15 protein-coding genes are annotated in these 23,399 nt (G+C 46.3%); 1 reads left to right on the plus strand and 14 read right to left on the minus strand.

Going from position 1 to position 23,399, the window contains the following annotated elements; translation table 11 throughout:
- Positions 1–3 precede the first annotated feature (3 nt).
- The 6 genes from NQ510_RS02010 to NQ510_RS02035 all read right to left on the minus strand — a co-directional run bounded on the left by NQ510_RS02010 (position 4) and on the right by NQ510_RS02035 (position 8,133).
- Positions 4–1,770, minus strand: a complete 1,767-nt coding sequence (locus NQ510_RS02010; RefSeq protein WP_005824995.1) for a DUF6057 family protein — start codon at positions 1,768–1,770, stop codon at positions 4–6.
- A 50-nt stretch (positions 1,771–1,820) separates the two neighbouring features.
- The gene (locus tag NQ510_RS02015) at positions 1,821–3,296 is read right to left on the minus strand and encodes a TolB family protein (RefSeq protein ID WP_005824996.1); all 1,476 of its coding nucleotides are present in this window, start codon (positions 3,294–3,296) and stop codon (positions 1,821–1,823) included.
- A gap of 3 nt (positions 3,297–3,299) precedes the next feature.
- Entirely contained in the window at positions 3,300–4,751 is a 1,452-nt protein-coding gene (locus NQ510_RS02020; protein ID WP_005824997.1) for a DUF6057 family protein, read from the minus strand.
- Positions 4,723–5,337, minus strand: a complete 615-nt coding sequence (locus NQ510_RS02025; protein ID WP_005824998.1) for a DUF4369 domain-containing protein — start codon at positions 5,335–5,337, stop codon at positions 4,723–4,725. Before NQ510_RS02025 ends, NQ510_RS02020 begins: the two co-directional genes overlap by 29 nt.
- A 79-nt stretch (positions 5,338–5,416) precedes the next feature.
- On the minus strand, positions 5,417–6,544 hold the full coding sequence (locus tag NQ510_RS02030) for a Rid family hydrolase (RefSeq protein WP_005825000.1): 1,128 nt from the start codon (positions 6,542–6,544) through the stop codon (positions 5,417–5,419).
- Between the two features lie 260 nt (positions 6,545–6,804).
- Positions 6,805–8,133: a VapE domain-containing protein gene (locus tag NQ510_RS02035; protein WP_005825002.1), complete on the minus strand. Its 1,329-nt coding sequence runs from the start codon at positions 8,131–8,133 to the stop codon at positions 6,805–6,807.
- A gap of 359 nt (positions 8,134–8,492) precedes the next feature.
- On the opposite strand from NQ510_RS02035, the gene NQ510_RS02040 reads away from it, so the two are divergent.
- Positions 8,493–9,134, plus strand: coding sequence for an HU family DNA-binding protein (locus NQ510_RS02040; RefSeq protein ID WP_005834825.1), 642 nt, complete (start codon positions 8,493–8,495; stop codon positions 9,132–9,134).
- A 321-nt stretch (positions 9,135–9,455) separates the two neighbouring features.
- On the opposite strand, the gene NQ510_RS02045 is transcribed toward NQ510_RS02040, so the two are convergent.
- From NQ510_RS02045 to NQ510_RS02080, 8 genes are all read right to left on the minus strand, one after another.
- On the minus strand, positions 9,456–10,178 hold the full coding sequence (locus NQ510_RS02045) for a hypothetical protein (RefSeq protein WP_005825006.1): 723 nt from the start codon (positions 10,176–10,178) through the stop codon (positions 9,456–9,458).
- A gap of 70 nt (positions 10,179–10,248) precedes the next feature.
- Positions 10,249–11,106 carry a hypothetical protein gene (locus NQ510_RS02050; protein WP_005834823.1) on the minus strand — a complete coding sequence of 286 codons (858 nt, stop codon included), beginning with the start codon at positions 11,104–11,106 and terminating at the stop codon, positions 10,249–10,251.
- Positions 11,107–11,132: 26 nt separating this feature from the next.
- Positions 11,133–12,902, minus strand: coding sequence for a RagB/SusD family nutrient uptake outer membrane protein (locus NQ510_RS02055; protein WP_005825008.1), 1,770 nt, complete (start codon positions 12,900–12,902; stop codon positions 11,133–11,135).
- A gap of 12 nt (positions 12,903–12,914) precedes the next feature.
- The gene (locus tag NQ510_RS02060) at positions 12,915–16,163 is read right to left on the minus strand and encodes a SusC/RagA family TonB-linked outer membrane protein (RefSeq protein ID WP_005825009.1); all 3,249 of its coding nucleotides are present in this window, start codon (positions 16,161–16,163) and stop codon (positions 12,915–12,917) included.
- Positions 16,164–16,568: 405 nt separating this feature from the next.
- Entirely contained in the window at positions 16,569–18,266 is a 1,698-nt protein-coding gene (locus tag NQ510_RS02065) for a glycosyl hydrolase (RefSeq protein ID WP_005825012.1), read from the minus strand.
- 67 nt (positions 18,267–18,333) lie between these two features.
- A complete protein-coding gene (locus NQ510_RS02070) occupies positions 18,334–20,319 on the minus strand; it encodes a hypothetical protein (protein WP_005825014.1) in 1,986 nt (661 codons plus the stop codon).
- A gap of 21 nt (positions 20,320–20,340) precedes the next feature.
- Positions 20,341–21,642 (minus strand): glycan-binding surface protein, encoded by a 1,302-nt coding sequence (locus NQ510_RS02075; protein WP_034525433.1) that lies wholly within the window; start codon positions 21,640–21,642, stop codon positions 20,341–20,343.
- A gap of 16 nt (positions 21,643–21,658) precedes the next feature.
- Positions 21,659–23,380 carry a RagB/SusD family nutrient uptake outer membrane protein gene (locus NQ510_RS02080; RefSeq protein ID WP_005825019.1) on the minus strand — a complete coding sequence of 574 codons (1,722 nt, stop codon included), beginning with the start codon at positions 23,378–23,380 and terminating at the stop codon, positions 21,659–21,661.
- Positions 23,381–23,399: the final 19 nt, after the last annotated feature.

A 23,399-nucleotide genomic window follows, 5' to 3' on the forward strand; every position in this document is an offset into this window, starting at 1 on the left:
ATTTTACTTTCTTAGTAGCAAATAATTCCAGTATGTACTGCCGAAACGCGCCTCCAACATCTGCCGGGCATTCTGCTGCGAGGTATATATCCGCGCAAATTCCGTTACATCCCGCACCACTTGGGGCGAAATGCTCCACGGCATACCCTGGAAGTTCTTGTGCGTCTGTGTCCATACATATATCAACGCCTCTTGATAGCTGCGGGGAATATGGTCGTAGCCGGCATGCTTACCCAGCGGATAGTACTTCATGAAACGTTCCAAATCACGTTGCTGCAGGACATAGGCCAGCATATACTCAAATGCCATCCGGTTCCGGTGGTTGTGCTGGTAAAGCAGCCCCAGCATGATGTCCGTTTCCTGGCTGCTGAACAAGAAGTCTTCCGTATAGCGTATCTGCCTTAACCAACCCCACTCCTTGTGGGCATTGATTTTTTCCTCATTATACAGATAGGTCATGGCATCCTCTGCCCAATCCCTGTAGAAGATTGTCTTCCTCAACAAACGCAGGTACTTGGCTGCCACTTCGTATTGCCCGTTTATCAGGTTCGTCTCTGCCAGACGCTTGAAGCAACGGCCACTCTTGTTGAAGTTAGGTATGGCCTCCATCGCCTCAAAAGTGAAACGCTGTGCCGTATTGACCATACCCAAATGATAGTATGCCTCACTGGTGGGCAACGGAGAAGTAAAATCACGCTGAAACTCCGGCAGCAGCCCTTCCGTCCCGTTCTGGTAAAACTCGAACATACGGTCGCCCATCTGTCCCGTCTTTCCCAAAGCAAGATTCAGGCAGGTCACGCCGAAAGGTGAAACCGGTGACTTCTCTTCTGCCTTTTCTATAATCTCCTGCCATTGTTTATTACGTACCAGCTGGTCATACTCCATCGCTTCCTCTTTATCCATATCGCAACCGGCCGCCACGTAGTAATAGCCGAACAATGTTACCGCCACCACTTGCAGAACTCCATAAAATACCGGCTTCTTCTTCAAAGCGGGCAAAGCGGACAGCAGGAAGGGGAGAACAACCAGTAATACGGCAAGCCCTATCTCTATCCAGGGAATCACTGCCGGGAAACGGTAATATCCTATACCACCCATCAGACGGTAAATGGGGAATTGTACCCACATGCTTGCCAATAGCGGACAACCGATACCCCACAATCCTACACCCCAGAACACTCCGACACCACCCCAGAAATTCTTACCTTTAAGATTCAACCGGAACTCGCGTACAATCACCCAGCCCATAAAGATGAAGTGTGCCGCACCCGCTGTCCAGTAAAGCAGCGGAAGGACTATCAGAATGTATGCCACACGCTGCCACTTCCCTTTCAAATCCGCATACCAGCAGGATGCAGACAATGCTAACAGCAGAGCCACCACCAATGACAGCATCGCATTTTCATCACCCATGAAATGCCACAAGACAATGATGGGCAGAAAACTCAGCGGATAATACACATCAGCCGCACCCTGCTCCTTCGCCAGTTTCCAAACCAACCGTTGCAACAACACGTACAAAAAAGCCAGAATACAAGCTCCCGCCCACACGTGATAATAGAACTGCGTCAGATACTCAGCGATATAATCGGCCAACCCACCGGGAACCACTATCCGTTCCCACCAGTAGTCGGCATCGAACAAGAAAAGCTGGAACTGCTCCTGATAGGAAATATGGGCCGGATATACGCTTCCCCAAAAGAGAAGCACCGCTACGCCAAAAAGTATCGACAACCCTATCTTCCAAGTCTTTTTCAGAAATAAGAACATTTACTATTTACAATTTATTATTTACAATTTGGTACTCTCTGTATGTCTTGTCATTTGAATTCCTCAGCCTTCAGTTGCCGGTTTATCCGCTTGATGGAAGAAGCATCAAAAGGAACGGGAGTAGCCGACAAATCGGGAATATTGTAGGATTTCAATGTCAAATCGTCTTTTTCAGGGTCCGACTGGGGTAGCACAAAAGGCTTATGCGCCTTCCCTTCAGCATCCAGATAGGCAAAATAAACCCGCCCGTACTGCCCGTCACCCCGCTTGCTGGCAAAGGCAAACCAACGGCTGCCTGACGACCAACTGTGATAAGTGTCCGAACGGCTGGAGTTGACCATTGGCAGGGAGTCGATGGCGCCCGTCTGCAAATCCATCAGCTGCAATTCCGTCTCCCGGTGCCAAATGGGGAATGTTCCATAATCAGCAACGGTATAAAGCAGGTAGCGTCCGTCCGGTGAGGCTTTCGGATGACACACGGAGCCTTTCTCCAGCCGGGCATTCCAAAGGGTATCCACGCGGTCACCCCATGCGCCGTGATTGGCATCGAACGCAATGCGGCAAAGCGAATAGCGTAATTGCTGTACGCTGTCCGGCAATGGCACAGTCGGAGCTGAGCAGTAATATATCCATTTCCCATCGGCAGAGAATGTGGGAAAAGTTTCCAATACGGTGGAATCCGCCGTAAGCGGAGATAGAATCATCCGGTTTCCGTCAAAATCGGCGACAGCCAAATCGGAGACGGTATCGTAAACTTCCAGACGGCGGTTACTTTCCGTATGGAACATGGGAATAATCACATTAGACGAGAACACACCATACCGCCCGTCAGGATGGAAATCCCCGTAGACAGCCGCAGATATCATCTGTTCATTCTTCAAGGCAAGCTTACGGAGCTTGCCGTCACGGTTCAGGACAGTCCCCCCTCCCTCACCCCGAAGATGGAACATCGAAAGGTTGCCACTATTTCCTCCGTGCACATGACAGTTCATGCACTTGCCGTCTGTCTGACTGTTATCCGCCAAAATACGCTCTTCGAAATTCTCAATACAACGTTCACGTATCTGCAAGGTATTCCATACCTCATAACCGGGCTCTATCAGACGGTAACTGACATAGGCGTCAAGCTTGTCCGCCACTACCTGCCATGCAAAGGAAGGATAGCGCAGCCAGCGGCCGTCGGTACGGGCAGTAACAGTTACTTCCAAAGTATGTTCCTTCTCCGCTTCAAGCAATGCACGCCAAGCTTTCAAGGGGAATATCGCCTTGTTCCCGCGCGCATTTATCTCCAAGCTGTCCGATGCTCCCTTTACACTCACGCATACCGCATCCACCCCTTCATTCCGCACAAGGAAATTCAAAGGAGCCACATTGTAGGGAATGGTTACATCCTGATATTCCGGATAGAGCATCAATAACCGGTCTGCAGGCTGTACAGACTCCGGACGGGGACTGCAAGCATATAGGCAGTAGCACAGTAACAGCCCCACAACAACTTGTATATATTTCATATCTATGTTCATCATAAATCACTTCCCCTTTTTCATCGTAGCATAGTGGAAATAAAACCAATATGTTTTTCCGTATTTGGCTTGCAAAGGGGCACCATTACCACCATTCGCCTCGTACAGTCGGGTATAATCGCCAAATTCATCCAATACTTGAGGCGGTATATTCCATTTTTCCACTTCATCCAACGAAGCCTTTTTCCCGGCAAGATAGATAAGTAAACCTTCGGCATACAATCTGGAAGGAAACTTCTTTGCAGCAAACTCCCGATAATCTCCGGCGAAAGCCCCAATATCCTTATTCAGCAAATCAAAGCAGAGAAGGTAATCGCATGCCAACGTATTATCAGGATTGTTACGCAACAGATGACGAAGTGAAAGCGGAATGTCGGCAGAAGAACGCAAAGTATCCGTTGCAGGCAACAACAACCGCTTCCGTTCCAGCCATTGGCAGACTTCGGCCGTCTGTTTTCCGGGAATACGTCGTTCTGCCCAATCACGGTAACACATTGTCTTTTGCAGGAGACGAAGATATTTCATAGCCGCCGCCTCATCACCGTTCACCAGGTTGATTTCCGCCAAACGCTTGACAGCTCTTGCCCCGGTGTGGTGCGGAGAAAAAATCATTCCCAGAATGGCGGCATGTTCAGCCATCGTCATATCTCCCAACGCAAACCAGACTTCATTGGCTGCATAAATAGTGAGGTAGGTAGAATGGGGAGCCACAGGCAGAAACAGCCCTTGCGAAGCCGGTTGATAACCATCCATCAGCCGGTCGGGAAGCCGGTTCTGCTGTGCATTCAGCAAATTATAATAATAGGCAGTGAACGGAGAGCGGTATTCACCCTCCACCAACAGTTTCCGTACTTTTTCCGAACGGCCGAAATACATTTCCGAATCCAACGCCAAAAGATATTCCCGCCCTAAATCGGGCATATTGTACCATCGTGACGACCAATCGCCACAGCCAAACAGCCAATAGCCGGACAATACCGCCAATATGCTTACCGGTAAGCCCGACTTCCACGAACGTCGCATGCAGCTACGGCACAACAACAAAACACCTCCGATACCGGTTAAAGCGATTGTGCCGGAAAGCGGATAACTCAATCCGCATTGCCTTCCTGCCTCCCAAGCCACCGCCAACACCGTAGGAATCCACGCCCAACGTCCCATGTACGGAGCCAACAAACGAAACACCACCACTCCCCAAAGCAACAGCACGACAGCCATTATGGTCGGGCCACCCCCTTCGTAATAAAAGAATTGAGTGAGGAAATCTCCTGACAGACGTGCCAGAGCCGCCGGATGCCGCAGATACCCGGCCAATGGTTCGGTGGCAAGCAAAAAGAGCTGTGTCTGCTCCCGATGGAACAGATGATAGGGCAATATCCGGAAGAAAAAAAGAAACAACGCCAAAGCACCGATTCCTGCCGCTCCCCATTCAATGTATTTCCTTCTGCAAGCTTTCATCCAACAGTTTTTGTTGTTCTTCCGTCAAGGAGCCACGCACCATCTTCCGCATGAATGTCCCCAACGTATTGTTTCCCTGCTCTTTCAAAAACAGAAAGTTCGTTTCCTGCTCCTGCATCCTCAGACTGTCACGTATCCGTATCAGATGCAGTGAATCTTTTCCGGTGGCATTCCGTAGTCCCGTCCGGATAAAATGGTAAGCCTCTTGCTTCTTTTCCCTCCCCTCTTTCCATTTCTGAAGGGCATCATTTTGCGGAGTGCCCGTTACCGAACCGACAGAGTCGGCCTTCACATGTATGGTTCCCGGCTCCGTCACCACCAGCAGTTCCTGGATGTAGATACGCAGCAGATGGCGCAGACGCAACACCCTCATCTCCTCCCCTTGTCCGGAAAAAGAAAAAGAGGCATTGGTTATCTTTACAGAATCCACCCGCCCCGGCGCATTCTCCATCGGCACGAGGTATATCCATTCCCCGTCGTATTTCACCGACGGCAACGTTCCTTCAATCACATAATTCTGTCCGGAATTTCCACAACTTGCCCAAAGAAGGCAACTGATACAGAAAAGCAAGATACGTGTTTTCATCCTTATACATTAGAATTTCAACAAAGGTAGGCGTTTACCAACTGTCAGCCTAATATTCAATTAACCAAAGATAATATTTTTAATCAGAGATTTTCTTCACCGCCATACACTCCATTTCCACCAGCCACCCCGGGCGACAGACGGGAGCCAGCGTAATCACTCTCGGCGTATCGGGAAAACGCTTGTCAAACATCTCTTTCACTACAGCATAATCCGCAATATCACGCAGATAGACAATGATATGCCCTACATCTCCAAAGCCGCAGTCAGCTTCCTTCAGCAGAGCCTCCACATTCTCCCACATCCGTTCTGTCTGACGGCGTACATCTCCGGCATACATCACTTCCCCACGGTTGTTGATACTCGCCGTACCGGAAATGAGTACTTGCCGACGGTCGTCGTAATCCACCGCCGTTCCCCGTTCGAAACTGACTCCATACTCATAAGTGGGGTTCAGATGTGTGCGGGCATAGAGATATTTGATTTGTCCGGGCTTTAATCCCGCTACAGCAAAAGCGTCAAGCATCACCAATGCTTTCGGATCGGCATGACGCCCACCGATACCGGTACTGGCAATATAGTGCGTGTTCTCCGTCAGGTTCTGGGTGACGAACATCTCATTGCGTGCCTTGACTACACCGGCATAATTGCAATCCACATTCTGCACAAATATCCAGGTACGCAGGCAATTGTCGGCCAGAGTACACCCTTCCTCCATCAGTTGCATGGCATAGTCGTTGAGCAAAAGACGCATCTGGTATTCCGAATTGGCGGCACGATTGAAGCTGCCTCCCATCCAGAGCTGGCGGTAAGCACCGTGTTTCACTTCATACAGTCCGTTCGGCAGCACTCGTGTCTGCACATCGGTCTGCAGATAGGCCCACAAAGCAATCTTGGTGCCATCCAGCGGAGGCTGTTCCACCACAGACAGCGCGCAATCGGAGCTTTCCGCCGTAGCGGCAAGCAACAGTTCCGCTTGGTTGGCGGCATCACTCAGGAAGTATCTTTTAAAAACCGCCACGGCTCCGGACAGTTCTTTTTTCAGTAAAGCGGCATACGCATCCAACACGACATTCATCTGTTCACGATAGGTCTGTTTCGGGTCAGTGGCATGTATCATCACATGGTATTCCGTCACTCCGCCGGTCACAACAAATGCAGCCACTTCCGCCCTGCCTGAAGGATAAGAGTATGATGTGTATTTCATATCATTAACAAGAGATTGTTTCAATCGCAAAGATAAGTTTTTTATCCGACAAGGAGTAGTGAAAATCGCAACTTTCGCTTGTTTTGTTCTTATAAAAAAGTTACTTTTATAGAAATCTATAAAATATACAGTTATTATGAGCGAAAATATTTATCCCATCGGCATCTACAACCTGAATTAATAGGAATCTATGTCAATCCGTAATGAGACTATAAACCGGCTTTCTCTTCCTTCACCCCTTCACCTTTCGCATTATTTCCCTATCGTTCAACCCTTTCCGGTGAAACTTCTTTCTTCCTTCTCACCACCTCATATACATTGCCGTACTTCGTATGCCGGCGTTTCAGTCCCACCCGCAGCAGCACCGAACCGAACTGCATGGGATTGCTGCCACGCATCAAGGCGGGATGCGTTTTTTGTAACTCATCAAAGATGTCGGCGGCAGTCAGGTCGAAGCTCTTCTCTGCCGGAAGCGGGGTACGAAACAAGCTGTGAACCGCCTCCTCCACAAGGCTGACACGATAGAAAGCCTCGTTATGCCATTGCAGTTCCTCCTCCTCCGGCTTGGTGAACCAGTTGCGCCGCCCGGCAATGAGTTCCGCTTTCAGTTGGGCAAAAATCTGGTCGTGCTCTATGCCTATGCAGTCAATATTGTGCTTCACCTCGATGCAGAGGAAGCGCCGGCTCCCGGTGGGGTCGGTCAGCAGGTCGAACCGGTTGCTGGTGCCGATGAACGAGGCGATACGGGGCAGTTGCCTGAAGTTCTGCTGATAGGCCTTGCGGATGTTGAGCACCGACATCTGCATCAGATTTTTCAGTAAGGGCATTTTGTTGTCGGCATACTTGTCGAACTCGTCCATATTGAGCAGCCCCATTTCCGCCAGCATTCTCTCAGCTTGTCCCTGCGAGGTCAGTTTCAGGTTGTCGGCGTAGTAACGCGTCAGCACGTCAGGCATCAAGGCGCGACAAAAGCTGGATTTCCGTCGTCCCTGCTCGCGGCTGACGAGAACGGGAGCCACGCTGTTGGCATGCAGTCCGGACACGCCCATCCATTGCGAGGCAAGTCCCAGCATCCAGGTATGGAATCCCCGCACCCAGTGAGGCCGAGAAGAGACGCGGCAGGCAAGCGCAGTCAGCCGGTCCTTGCCGTCCCAATCGGGCAGTTCGTCCATGTAGAGCAGGAAGGGATGGTAGGCAGGGATGTAAGTGGAATAGACGTATCGGTTCAAGTCCTTGTCCCAGCAAGGAATACCTTCGGCATGGGCTTCGATGCAGAAAGTGTTCAACTCGCGCTTGCCCACGGGGGTGAAGGCGGCAGAGCGTTGTCCGGCGGGGCGGAACTCGGTTTCATCCGTCAGCAGATTATAGCGAAAGTCGTAGCGCGAAGTGAGGAACTCCTCGATGTCGCCGCTCAGTGCAGTCACGGTGCTTGCGGCTTTCGCGCTCCGGCGGCGCTGCTCTTCCCGCTCCTTCCAGTTTCGGTCGGTCGTTTCTTTTTGTGCGTGTTTCAGCCTTTCGGAAAAGGCTATCAGTTGTCCCGCTTCCTTCAAGAGCCGGTGTTGCTGCAAAGTCATCAGTTTTTTCTTCATAAATATTTTTTATTAAAATGATTATTGGGAGGTTTCGAGGAAGGGAATCATCCTTTCTTTCCTCTCGCCTCTTCGCCAAAGTTACTGCCTGCCGAGGGCGTTTTGCAAACCATTCTCCGCTTATTCTTCAAAAATCATTCCTGCCGACAAACATACTTATTTATGCTTCGGAACCCTTTATTTTCAGTACCTTTGCACGGTTCTTTATAAGTGAACGCCCCGGGTCGTCCAATCGACTGACTTAGGTCGTTCAATCGAACGACCCGGGTTATTCGTTCGGCCGACCGGAGTCGTTCACTTACAGGAAGACACTTCCGAGGGAAGAAACAAGTATGTTGAACGCACTAAAACCTATTGATATGGCAATACTATATGACTGGTACGAGAATCCGGGCACTAATGAGGAAGCCCCTGAAGAGAGAGGCCTCCATCCCCGCCCGTTGCTCAACGGGAAAGTAACCATGCGGCAGCTCTACAACCGCGTGCATGCCCGCAGCTCGCTCACGGTGGGCGACGTGATGAACGCGATAGACTGCCTGGCGCAAATTTGCGGCGAAGAACTGCGCGACGGCCACGAGGTGCACATCGAAGGGCTGGGCTACTTCGCCCCCACCCTGGAAGCCACACAGAAAGTGACCCGCAGCACCCCGAACAAGCACCTGAAACTCCGGCTGAAAAGCATCAGCTTCCGTCCCGACGTCAGGCTGAAACAAGCGATGACGGGAGTCAATGCCATCCGCAGTAAATACACCCGCCACTCCCTGAAGCTTTCGGAAGTGGAGATAGACATGAAGCTGAAAGAATACTTTGCCGACCACGACGTGCTGATTCGCAGTGACTTCCAAGCGCTCTGCGGCATGGCGCGCACCACCGCGAACGTCCACCTGAAACGGTTGCAGCAAGAGGGCAAGCTGAAGAATGTGGGGAAGCCCACGCAACCCATCTACCGGGCCATGCCGGGATACTACGGCGTGTCGCGCGATGCAAAGGCGGGGCGATGAGGGTGGAAAGCGGTTTCACCGGGAAAGCCAATGAACAGGAGGATGGGAGAAGGAGGTGAAGGAGATGCAGGGATAAAAAGAAACATTCTGCGCCCTGAAATCAGGGGTAATACAAAAAGGAATGTGAATTGCATCCGGAAAGGCAATAGAGAATGAATGCGAAAAGGCGAATCTCACGACTCGCCTTTTCCTGATTTAACCATTAAACAATTGTACTATTCGGTTAATGCATTTACAATTATCCGATGTTACGGGCGACTAATAAAGTCGGGGGGGTAACGACAACTGCTTTGAGTTGAATAATTCATTTATAGATTATTCTTAAAGTGCCTTTTTAGAAAACACAATGGAGAAGAATGACGCAGGAACTGTGAAAGTCCTACCAGCAGAAAGCGGTTGTCTAACATTTCCATACTCCAAATAAATATAATTTCCATTGGTAGCACTCAAAGATTTTATAGTGTATGTGCCTGGCTTAATGTAAAAGTAATGAGCACCGCCTATATGTCCGGTATAATTAAAGATACCATATTCTTTTTTGTCAGAATCAACCAACACCCCACCGCCGTTTGTCTCTATTCCATACACTTTCATTATATTGTAACCTACTTTGGAAGGAGGAACATTATCATCAGTACCCGATGCTTGAACAATACTTGGAGTAGAGATTGTTCCTATATAATTTAAAGAAATATAGCCACCTCCTGTCACTTCGAAAATTGTACCAACCGTAAGTGCGCCCCAATTAGATTGTGCTGTACAATCCTCTAAAGCGACCACGCGGTAAACGCCATAAGCCAAGAAATAACAATATGGAGCAGCATTTGGGGTAGTAGTTCTCAAAACATACTGTTGACCACTTTCGTCACAAACAGTTATGCTTACGGCTACCGAAGCGTCAGCACCTCCTATCGGAAGTACAACCCGAGCATATCCGGTTGGTGTGGGAGGTACATTACTATCCATTGTATACGGTCCCAAAACATCCGCTTTAACAAAAAGAGCACAGAAGAACAGTAATATCAAAAAGAAAGTTCGTTTCATTGTTGCATTTTTTTAATTAGTAATAAAAGTATACGAGTGGTCGTTACCCACCCGTACCTTTCAATATTAACTATTTTTTCTTGAAGTTCCAGAACCATGCCGTACCCCAAGCGCCAGCACCGGGTTCAGGAGCACAAAGACGAAGTTCATCTTCTGTAATCTTCAAAATATGATACTCATACTGACGTGCATTTCCTTGATTCGGCTGTATACCTAACAATGGAATAGTACCAGAGAACTCCATAGTACCTACATCCCAACCGGATTGCACCACATCTTCTGACACCTTGACAGAACCACTTTCACCACGACTTGTCTGAACACCAGTCAAACTAAGTGAGAACCAACCATTTAATCCATCATCAGGCAATCCTTTTCCTACAGCTTGTTCATCAATTTGCCCTCTACCGTTTCCGACATCTCCCACAGCATCACAAATCCACCAACCGGGGCCGGTATTGCCGAGATAACCTCCATTACCCCAACAACCGTCTGCAGCTTCTGTATTCCAGACCCAAGTGGTTGTTCCATAACCACCGTCCGGAGTTGTGCCGAATACATCAGCATAAATAGCGGGAAGATCTGTATACTCCGTTACTGCTATTGATTTGGAAGCCGATTTTGTTATGGAGCCGTCCGAATTAATGGTTGTTACATATACTTGCAATTCTTTATTAGGAGGAGCTACTTGAACCGACGGAGCCGTACCTTCTGCCAACTTGATATCAGACGTAGCATCATAAACCTTCACATAACGTGACGGAGTAGGAACAATCTGAATGTTGTTGTTTCCCTGGTTCTTGGCCACAAGTTCAAAAGTAAGATTTTCCGGTGTGACATTGGGATCCGGACTGATTTCATCCACTATCGGATCGCAAGCCACCAGCAGCATTGCAAACAAAGGTATTGCGAATAATATCTTTTTCATATCTTTTTTCATTTTAAATTCATATTCTATTCTTGCCAACCATTATACTCAGCACTTGCATCCGTATAACCCTCATTTTGTTCTACCTTTCCTTCATTCAGGAGGACTTGGTTTTCGGGAATCTTCTGGAAACCTGCCGTAGCCTTATAACGTGCGGCATAACCACCGTTCTGCGCCACATTACGGCTTTCAGCCCCATTTGTATAAACCTTTGCTCCCGTCTGTCTTTCAAGGGCATCGGCAGCAATATGCCAACGGCGAATATCGTTCCAGCGAGTACCTTCAAAACATAATTCCCAACGGCGTTCATTCTGCAATGCAGCCAACGAATATGTACCAATAGGTTCAAGTCCGGCACGACTACGCACTCTGTTTATACCGGAAACATCTTCCTTCAATTCAGACTGCATCAACAATACATCCGCAAAACGAATCAAAACCAAATCATGAATAGAACCGGTTTGCATCAGATTATCATTAATCCAGCCGTCGGCACCATACATTATCTTCTCAAATACCGGCTCAATCGTTTTATTTCCAGCCGCATCCGTACTATAAGCCATGATAGAACCTATTTTCATCTGATAATAATCCGTTTCTTGGATAAAGCCGTCACCACCACCTTTATTATAACTCGGCATATCCTCCGTCTTGAATACGGAGGCCGGACGACGGGCATCATCTTGTTCTGCCACACTCCAATCATTATAAAAATTGGGAGCTACAGGACCGGCACCCCATCCTTGTCCGAAGGGGAAAGAATTGGCCTGATCATTGCCACGTACACCAAAATGCAGAGCATAACCGTTACCATAACCGATAGTAGTGCTCCAAGATGCAAGTTTATTATATTTAATGGCAAACATGGATTCGGGATTTACCGCTGCATCATCTTCTACCCACTTCAATCCCTGACCGGCAGTAAACGGAAAATCTTCTACCGTACATTTATTGGTATATGCCCACAAATTACGAAACTCAGGAACAAGACTATAACCAGAATTATTCACACAATCATCAATATACCCAACCACATCCTGCTTGGTCAAAGTTGTCCCATCAGGCAAATCAACTGAAGTCAACGGACTATAGTTCGTACTAACCAAATCGTTCAGAGTTTCACCATTGCCATACATACCAGTATAATACAACCAAGCACGTCCTAACATAGCTTCAGCCGTATATTTATCAACATGCCCATCCGACTTGCGAACAGCCGGCATATTTGCAGCCGCATCGCGAAGATCCTGCAGAATCTGCCCCCAGATAACAGCGGCAGTCGGAGGAGTAGTATCTTCGGGCAACAAAGCAGTAATCACCAAAGGTACGCGCCCATACATGGAAGCCAACTCGTAGTAATAAAAAGCACGAAGGAACTTGGCTTCGCCCTCAGCCTGCGCTCTTACTTCCGGATCCATTTCAATACCAGCAAGAGCCTCCAACAACGTATTGGCACGGTTGATTCCTTGATAGCGAGCCACCCAGTAGTCCTGCGTAGCATTTGTACCCGTATTACAAATAAGGTCCAAAGATTGCATCAACTTATCATTGGGACCACCACCACCCAACATATCATCGCAAGCCAGCAGAGAATTATACAAGAAAGACTGCTGTGGAAAAGCATTGACATTATTCAGGTTCTGATATATGGCAGCTAAAGCCTGATTGGCATCTTCAGCCGTTTTAGGAAAATTGGTCGTATCTTTTTCCGTCAGACTCATCGAGTCCAAGCTACAAGAAGCAAACATTCCTGCTATCATCAAAGCTGCACCTATTAAATATGCTATTTTTTTCATCGTGTATCAATTTTAGAATTTAACATTAACACCTACCATATAAGTACGAGGTTGAGGATAGTTACCTACATCAACACCGGTTACCCACGGTTCTTTGTCATTGAGGGCTCTACCATTCTCCGGATCCATCCCTTTATAACCGGTAAAAGTAAATAGATTCTGTGCAGCAGCATACACACGAAGTTGCTGGAACGGACAGTTCTTCCAAATTCTCTTGAAATCGTATCCTATAGTCAGATTTTGAATGCGAACATAGTCGGCATCATCAATATAAATATCTGAAATGGCCTGGAAATTCTGTCCACTATTTCCCGGCGCAAGCAGCGGATATCTGTTTGAGGTTCCTTCGCCATGCCAGTAATCGTAAACTTCTGTCGTATAGTTTTCATACTGTCCATCTGAGAACTTTCGCCAAGAGCGAGCTACCTGTGCACCAAAAGCGCCATAGGTTGTTACAGAGAAATCAAATCCTTTATATTCCGCACTTAACGTAAGACCCATTGTCACGTCAGGATGAGGATTACCCAAATCAGTCTTATCGTCATCATTAATCACCCCATTTCCATCAACATCCACAAACTTCAAATCACCCGGTTTAATACTTGCACCTTGCTTAGAGTTTGCCGCATTTCCTTTACAATTCTGGTCAAGATATGCCTGCAAGTCATTCTGGTTCTGAATGACACCATCCGTCTTATAACCATAAAAATAGCCAATAGGATGTCCTTCTTCCATACGGACAAACCGACCCGTACTTTGAGCCAACAAATCATTACCGCCTTCAATAAAATGATTGGCGTTATTAACCTCCGTTACTTCATTCTTATTATAGGCCATATTGACATTCACCCCATACTTGAACTCCTTACCAATCTGATCTCTCCAGCCCATTGAAAGTTCAAGGCCAGTATTCTTTACCGTACCAGCATTTTGATATTGAGTAGCGAAACCGGAAGCCGCATTGGTACCCACTTCCACTAACAAGTCTTTCGTCTGCTTGCTATACCAGTCCATGGTAAAACTCAGACGGTTATCCAAGAAACGGGCATCAATACCGATATTGGTCTGTTCTGAAGTTTCCCATGTCAAATCGGGGTTAGCCAAACGATTCGGGTAAGCTCCGGTTGTACCTCCATTCTTATCCGAGCCAAATGTATAAAGACCATAATCGCCAAACTCGTAACCGGCACGCCAATTTGAATTAGGGATATTGTCATTACCATTCTGTCCCCAACCAGCACGGACTTTCAAGAAACCAAGCCAAGAAGCAGTATTCTTCATAAAAGCCTCGTTTGAAATAACCCAACCAGCAGAGAATGATGGGAAATATCCCCATTGATTGCCTTTCGCAAACTTAGACGAGCCATCGGCACGAATGATAGCAGAAAACATATAAGTTTCCTTAAAGTCATAATTCAAACGTCCAAAATAAGACATCTTAGAACCATAATCCGAGGGATAACCATTTACTGTAGCAGTAGCTTTACGTTCTGTATTATGCAAATAAGCATGTGTAAAGTCACCAAAAGCACTATTATAACCGGTTGCCTCTACTGATTCGCCATAAGTTGGTCTTGATTTAGAATACTCTGTACCAGCCAAAACATCAAAATGATGTAAGTCTGTAATATCAAACCGATAACTCAACGTATTAGTCAAACTCCAGTTCCAACCCAAAGACACGTTATTTATCGTTTGGTCTTTATCACGGCTATCTCCCTGATTATTAATTTGGTAAACGGGAAGATATGAACGCCATGAACTTGACCATTGTTTGTAACTAACCTGACCTTTATAAATAAGATTCTTAAGTGGTTGTACTTCCAGATATGCCGCTGTGTTCAGATTAAAATTCTTATTCTTATTATTCCCAGCCTGATTATATACCATGTGAGCCATCGGATTAGAAGCATATGCAGTATAATCAAGTATACCATTAGCACTCGTTCCAAAATTCTTCAAATCATCATACATGAAGAAATCACCATTTTCATTATATACAGGAATCAGAGGAATAGCACGCAAAGCATTAGAAAGGTCATTCGAATATTGATTACCTAACTGCACACCTTGATTCTGTTTGTGCTGATAATATATATTCTCACCAAACTTTATCACATCCACATCTCCCTTACGATATATCACATGCTCAGAATTAATGCGGAAAGTAAAACGACGATAGTCAGTCTTCACCGGACCACCGAATGCACCATCCTGATACTGATAGCCTATACCTGTCGAAAATTTGGAGAATTCAGAACCACCTGTTACATTCAACGCATGATTAGTAACCACAGCATTTTTATTCCGGAATTCTTTTACCCAATCTGTACCAGGATTGGTACCATTCTGATAAGCAGTCAGCAAATCAGCATCTACGAATTTTGACCAATCATACGGTTGGCCTCCATTATTATAGGCCACTTGATCCATTACCGCCATATATTCTTTGGCATTCAACATATCAGGCATCTTATATATATTTGCCCAACCTATGTTTCCATCATAAGATACAGAAACCTTTCCTACCTTACCCTGCTTCGTAGTAATAAGGATAACACCGTTGGCACCGCTCGAACCGTAAATTGCACAAGATGCAGCATCTTTCAACACGTCAATACGTTCAATATCGGCAGGATTCAAGGCGTTAATATCGCCACCGGCTACACCATCAATAACGTAAACTGGAGCTGTATTTCCGTTAGTACCAGCACCACGAATATTAATTTTAAACCCATCACCCGGCTGACCGGAAACGGCCTGAATATTTACACCCGGAGACTGGCTTTGTAAAGCGCCCAATGCCTGCGTAGTATTTAATTTTGCGATGTCTTCGCCTTTTACCTCAACCGTAGCACCTGTCACCAGTTTCTTCTTCTGTACACCGTAACCCACTACGACTACTTCATCCAACAATTCCGTATCTTCCTTTAGCTGAATCTTGAAACTAGTCTGGTTACCTACCACTATTTCTTGCGGCTGATAACCGATAAAAGACACAACAATCGTTGCTCCCGGCTGAACATTCAATGTGAAATTACCGTCAATGTCGGTAATGACACCATTTGTGGTTCCTTTCTCCAATACATTGGCACCGATGACCGGTCCCATTGCATCTGTTACAGTACCTGTGATTTTTTTTGCTTGCTGCACAGCATCTATTGCATCGACCGATGCGGCGAAAAGTTGCGGAGTATAAGTCAGGCTGACAGCCGAACAGATACCCACGAGCAGCGCGGTTCTTCTGAAATTTAAATTCATACTTGTATTTTTCTTAGATTAATGAATTGGTATTGCCTGGCGGCATCTACCGTTTAATATAAGGTTAAACTTCTCTTTTTGAGGAAAAATTAAATATACCTTATTCTATAAAGTGGTTGGTATACATATCACTCCTTTCTCATAGGCATTTTTCATTTCATTAGCGGTTAAACATTATATGATTATTATCAAATTTTAATTAGGCTTGACAAAAGTAGACTTTTAGCAGCAAACCTTATAATACTATTTTATCAAATAACGACACTCATTTAACATCCATTACTATTTTTCCTAAAAAGTATAAAGCATGAATTCTATAACCAACAACTAAAAGCTATAAAAGACAGAAAGGGTTGCCCCGATACTAACCAGAGACAACCCTTTCTATTTTATTATTAAAAATTGCTATTCCATAGAAGGAAGCTCTTCACGGGAAACAACAAATTCCTGGCTCATAGCATCCTTCCACCATGCTTCATCAGCATGGACTACCGGGCTACCATCCTCATTTGTCCCGTCATACCACGGCATGAACCAACTCCAACGTGCACCAGATGCCCATTGTTCGGAAATAAGTCCGACCGTACCACATTCACTCAGCGAAACAATCTTGTTTCCATAATTTTCGGCAATGGAAGTATATTCTGAAACACAATCTGCAGTTTCCTTATTATAAACATCACGTCCCACGATGTCTACATATTGATCTCCCGGATACCAATCGGCATCATTGCCCTCGGTAGTCCAAACCCAGATAAGATTATCCAATCCTTCAGTCTTGAAGTAATTGAACATAGCAATCCACAGAGATTTAAAGCTGGCAGCATCCTTACCCCACCAGAACCAGCCACCGGCTGCCTCGTGGAATGGACGCCACAATACCGGAATATCCGCATCTCTCAATAGCTTCAAGTAAGCGGCAGCATTTTTCAAATCTTCGGTAAACACCTTGTTTTCCCAAGTGCCTTCCACTGTGGCATTGGTAGCATCAAACTCCGTATCTGCCTTATAAAAGGCATAATCCTTATTCGGGTCGAGAGCTGTACCGTTATTTTCAAGATAAACAGCAACTGCTGTATAATCATGTCCACCAATGATGAGACCACCTTCTTGCAGGGATTTCAAAACATCTTCGGTAATCACCAATGTATAGTCCCCGGATATGTCAAAATAATCAGTTCCTGAAGCAATCTCGCTCCAACCACTGTTTTTGAACGAACCTTGTGCACCCGCTGCCACATCCTTCACAGCCACGCGTATCACCTGACCCACTTGTGCATCAGCAAAGACAGCTTTTGCAGCATCATCCGTCATCTGTACATTTCCACTCCAATCACCCGGCATTACTGTCTCTCCTTCCCATATTTGGGTAGAAGAAGCTTCGCCTACAGCTTTCTTGGGTACATTCCAATGCCACATGGCAGCTACGATGCCACCTTTGTCAGACCAATCCTTAACAGGAGTAATGTCACCGTAATTAATCCAGTCTGCTCCAGCTACAGATGCCGGCAGATGAACATAGTCGAAACAGTTGATAGCCGGATATTTTCCAGTCCATCCATACACCTTTTCGGACATTTCCGTATTCCAGGCAACATTGGCCATCATAGCTGAAAGTGTCTTCGTCTCGAAGTTATCCAATAGATAATTGTACAGTTTCACAGCTTTGGCCGAACTAGCGGCAACCAGTGCCTTGTCCAAAGCGACAGTAGAGAACTGAACCGATACAGCCGGAGCAGGCATCTGGTTCGGTCCGGTTACTATTCCCTCGGGGATAGAGAGAGAACAAGCCGTCTCTCTCCCGGGAACATTCACTTTTACAGTCAGTATATTGCTTGCGCCAAGTACATCGGCACTTATCAGTTCACCACCGGTAAACTTGATTTCGCTCAGATTGTCTGTTGCAAAGAATATATTCTTGTCATATTTCACCTCAATAGTGATTTCTCCCGTTTTCACTTTGGCTGCTCCACTTTCAGGAGTAGTAGACACCAATACCGGTGTATCCACTGCTGGGATATCATGATCGACATCAGTATCGCAGGAGGCAAAAGTAAAAGCTGCTATCAACGAAAGCATCCATTTTATATTCAGTTTCTTCATCTTAATTATGATTTTATTTCATTCTTAATCAGGGCATCCATAGTCACATTCTTCAAGCCACAATTCATCAATTTACAATCGTTATTTTTGTAAACGTCAAATCACTGCCCTGAATAATGATACCTACATTTGTCTGGTCTTCACAATCTCCTTGTTTAGCTTGAATATTATCAAGTATCTCCTGAGTCAACGTCAACTCCATCACACGGCTCTCGAAACTCCATCCGTAAATGTCTGTCGGTACCATAGTCGTATCAAACAAAGAGAAAGCTATGCCACTCCAATCGCCATAGTTAAACTGAGCCTGTGCCCAAGTCTGGTCTTTCTGATCAAAATAGACTTTCATGACAGTGCCTGCCGTTACCTTGGCAAAAGATACAGCCGGTACCAACACACGTCCTCCATCACCCCAACTAATATCAAGCGGACCAGCCCAAACTGTTTCTTCATTGGCAACTACAAGAACATCATAAGCAATTTCACCATTTGAAGAAATCAGTTTTAGGCTATAAGTTCCATCCAGCTCAGCCGGTACATTCAACATCAATACCCCTTTAGCTGCATCATTGATATACTGAACAGCAGCCTCATTCAGCAATACATTTGTCAGCTTATCAGCATTAACAATCTCAAGTTCCACAATTCGTCCCCGAACCAATTTGTCAGGCAATGCCGGCAAATAGGCACATACCGGTTTCTCTATTGTCAAAGACGGTGCTTCCACAGATTCACCATTGGCCATCTTCAAGAGTAAGGCCCCGGTTTCAGCAGTTGTGGGTACAGTCAAGGAAATGGCAGTAGCGGTGGCATCGGATACGGTAACCTCCACATTACCACTGAATACAACAGCCGAAACTACATCCATATTTACTCCTTTGACAGTCAAAGCCTCTCCTGCCGGGACCGTCGCCGCACTATAAGAAATGTTTTCCGGCTTTGCCGTTGCAATAGATACGGCAGTTGCTTTTCCACTATTTGTATTCAATTGCAAATCACCACTAATAGCCGCAGCCGGCATCAAGACCTTTATTTCAGTCGAGTTTTGTGATTCCAATCCTACTGCTTCTTCTACACCAGGGAACGTTACATCAGTCACCAAATCCATATTGGTACCTTTCAAGGTAATCATATCTCCACCACGCAAGTTTACAGCAGGAACAGCCACTACGTTCGAAGGCGTAGCTACTACAACAGTAGCGACCACAACTTTTACATCCGAAGCAGGAAGTACCGTAACTTCTCCGTCCGAGACATTATCCGGCAATGTAAAAGTAAGTTCATCTCCTTCGGAAGAGGCAGTCATCGTAAATTCAACTTCATCCCCATTCGGCATCTGCACTTTCTTCACCAAATCAAAGTTTTCACCAGAAACTCGAATGACATCCCCCGGCTTCTTATCTACCAGGTCGAGTGGAGCCTCTACCGATGGCAAAGTAACCTCCAGTTCCCCTTCAGAATAAATCCAATTGGGGATTTCAGCTCCATCAGACAAGATGAACTTACCGGTCTGAGCAGAATCAGGAACAATAACTTTAATCTCCTGACGGCTTTGACTGACAAACTCATCAGCAGGCACTGTTACCTCGTCAGCAAATATCACTTCTTTAATCAAATTCAAATATTCACCAGTAATGGTCAATTCACTACCAGGCTTTACTTCTGCCGGTGCAAAAGCCTCCAAAGCAATCGGCTCCGTAAATGTCAACTCGGTTTTTGTTGTAATATCCCCTTTCGGAGTCTTCAAGACAACCAACCCCGGCTGGGCTGTCTGAGGTACAGTGACACGGATTTCCGTATCACTGACTACTTCGATGTCTGTTATATCGTCGCAACCGGGAATAGCGACCGCAGTCACCTTATCCATGCCACTGCCTAGGAAACGGAGTACACCGCCGCGGGATACGGGACTCGGTCCGAATACATTCAGACTGATTCCCCCTTTATATTGGTTGGTATCTTCATCATCCCCATTGTCGCAGGCCGTAAACGTCAAGCAACTGAAGAGCATCAGGCACATCATCCACAGTGCCGGAAATTTATATGTTTTATTCATATCAGTATTCTATTTAAAAGGTTATTCAATAGGTACCACACGGATGTTGTCAATCATAATCACCGGATTGCAATCCTTACCTTCCACACCACCTGCCCAGACAAAGAATGTCAATCCGGTCAGCATAGTCTTGTCAAAAGTTCTATCACACTTATTACCTTCATGCGTCTTGTTGAACTCGGACAGATTCATGGAAACGGTTGTCCATTTACCACCCGTATCATACGAACCCGTATTCTTCCAAGGCAACCACAAACCACGCGGCACATTCGTATCACTAAAATAAGCATTAGTTCCCGTCGCATAAGTCACCACATCATTACCCGTAAACATCACTTGTAGAGCGCAAGACTGCCACGGATTGGAAGAAGGAATATTCACCTCGAATTTCAGTTGCAAGCCATTGACGCCATACTCCTCGAGCAGTTCTGCAAACTCAGGACGTGCAGAAAGTTCGGGATAACCGGCAGACGGTTCCGGCCAATAGTTGAACGAGAACTCATCTTCTGCCCAAGTAGCTCCGATAGCACCGTCAAGTGCTCCGGTGAGACAGATATAAGCACCGTCAATACTGTTTTCATCGGCTTCTCTCAACACCTTGCTACCATCGCGCCAACCGTGGGCAATAGCCATACCGCCATGAGAACCGTCCCAGTCAAAGAGAATGTTACGTGTATCATAATAGCGGAACTTGGAACGTCCGGTACCATAAATGGACTTCACGTTGATATAGCCTGCAGGAGCATTGTCCGGAAGAATAAAGCTGACCGCAGTCTTGGTTATGTTCGTAATATTAGTCACTTCCACATTACCGGCCATCGTAATGGTCAGCGGCACATTCGGGTCATCAATGAAATAGTCACCAATCAGTGTCACCTCACTACCCGGCTTTGCAAACTCACAAGAAATGGAGTTCACGGTAGGAGCCGGAACCAACACCTTGAAATCATAATCTATGGTATCCTTTGCTTTGGTCACCATATAAATCTTATCAGTCACTACCGAAGGAATCTCTTTCGGAACATCTACCATAAGTGTATGGTCAGTGATGTAACTGGTATTAAGTATCGCCTTCTGGTCATTGAAATAGAGCTCGTAAACACTCCGCAGATTTTCACCGACCAGACAAATCGTATTCGCCATATAAGCCCCCGACAGCAAAGAGTCTGCCGCTGCCGGATCAGGGACACGAACATATTTCAAGGTAGGCTTTCCCCCTGCCACTTCATATTTATCCGGTTCATCCTCACAAGCCGCCATGGAAAAGCCTGCTACAACAACAGCTGCCGCGAAGAACCAATTCGTATATCTATTATTTTTCATCTTTTCAAGCATTAAATTAATAACTGAATTCAGAACGTACATCTACGTGTACCGGGTCTTTCATCAAATTAGGATTGAACACCACGTCTTCTGTCGGGAACGGCAATGTAAAGCTGGAGACTGTCACATTCGGCGCCTTTGCATCCGGATTGTAACGGGTCTCGTCCGGATTCACCGTCCAACTGCCGTTTTCATAATAAGCCTTATAAGTAGTACCCAGACTATAATAAACATCACGGCGCTGTGCCTTCAGCTCATTGATAGCACGCTGGGAATCATAATATGCCAAACGTACATAATCATACCAACGGTCGCCTTCGCAAGCCAGTTCCAGCCGGCGTTCCTTCCAGACGTCCTCCCAAGTAATGGAGGTTTTCGGAGTAACTCCCGGAATGGCACGGCCACGTACTGCATTGAAAGCATCCAGTGCACTCTGGTCTGTAGTAGAGGTAGCCAGTCCCATTTTCGCCTCGGCATATACCAGATAGATATCGGACAGGCGCAGGATATGGGTTGCCAGGCCGCTGTACATATTACCAGCCGATACGCCCAAGCCCAATACATGGTCATTATTGTTACCATAGAGATGCTTCACGTGATTGGCACCGGTAGGAGACTGGTAATCGCCATTAGGTCCTCCCTTCCCATATTCGGCATCATAAATAAACCGCAGATAATCAAATCCGCCCTTGTCCTGCCAGAAATAATCGTATACATCACCTGCCATCATCATAGTAGCCTTACGACGGGTATCCGTATCCGAACGCGTCTCAGGACTTTCCAAAGCGGAAATTCCAAATGCATCCTGCAAATCAACCGACGGACCTGCATAGCCGCCCCAGCAATCACCAAATTCATCGAATCCCACCATTGCCAAGTCCGACTGCAACGTATTCTGCTGTGTCCAGGGGTCACGTCCTGCCGACCAGTGCCAGGAGAAGAGACACTCTTCATTCTTGTTGTTTGCCAAACGGAAAACATCGGAATAGTTAGCCAGCAAGTTACGGCCGGAATTATTAATTACATCCTTGGAATATTCTGCCGCTTTCGCCAAATCATCCGCATTGCGGGTACCGGAAAGGCCACTCTTAGTTAGATACACCTTAGCCAAAAGACCTTCGGCACAATAGCGGTCAATACGTCCCGTTTCACCTCTGGCCGGAAGCAACTCCATAGCTTTCTCCAGAGTCATAATGATATATTCGTACACATCTGCTGCCTCCACTTTGAATTTGGAGTTATAATTACCGGAATTCAATTCGTCCGTATTATCATGGATAATGGGTACTGCGCCAAAACTACGTACCAAATAGAAGTAAGCCATGGCTTTCCATGCCAGACACTCGCCCATACACTGATTTTTCACTGCTTCTGACGCATTTGCCGTCTTCAAACGAGTATATACAGTATTGGCATGGCCAATCACTGCCCATAGAGAATAGGACATGTTCACAAGGTTTTCATCCGTACCATTCACCGTAAAATTCAAGTAAGGGCTGTTTCCCTCGTATACGTTTCCGGACAAGATTTCACCGACTTTAATAAAACCGCGCTGAAAGTCATACCAAGGTGAGTTATAAAGATAATTAACCCCCTGCACACATTGTTCGTCATTCTGATAGAAGTTCGATTCGTTATAATTGTCTTCGGTAGGACGGTTCAGGAAATCCTCGCATGAAACTGTTCCCATACCGAGTACAGCTGCAAACGCCCAATATTTAATATATCTGATTTTCATGTTTTCTTCAATTTAAAGT

It is taken from the genome of Bacteroides uniformis, assembly GCF_025147485.1.
Taxonomy (GTDB): domain Bacteria; phylum Bacteroidota; class Bacteroidia; order Bacteroidales; family Bacteroidaceae; genus Bacteroides; species Bacteroides uniformis.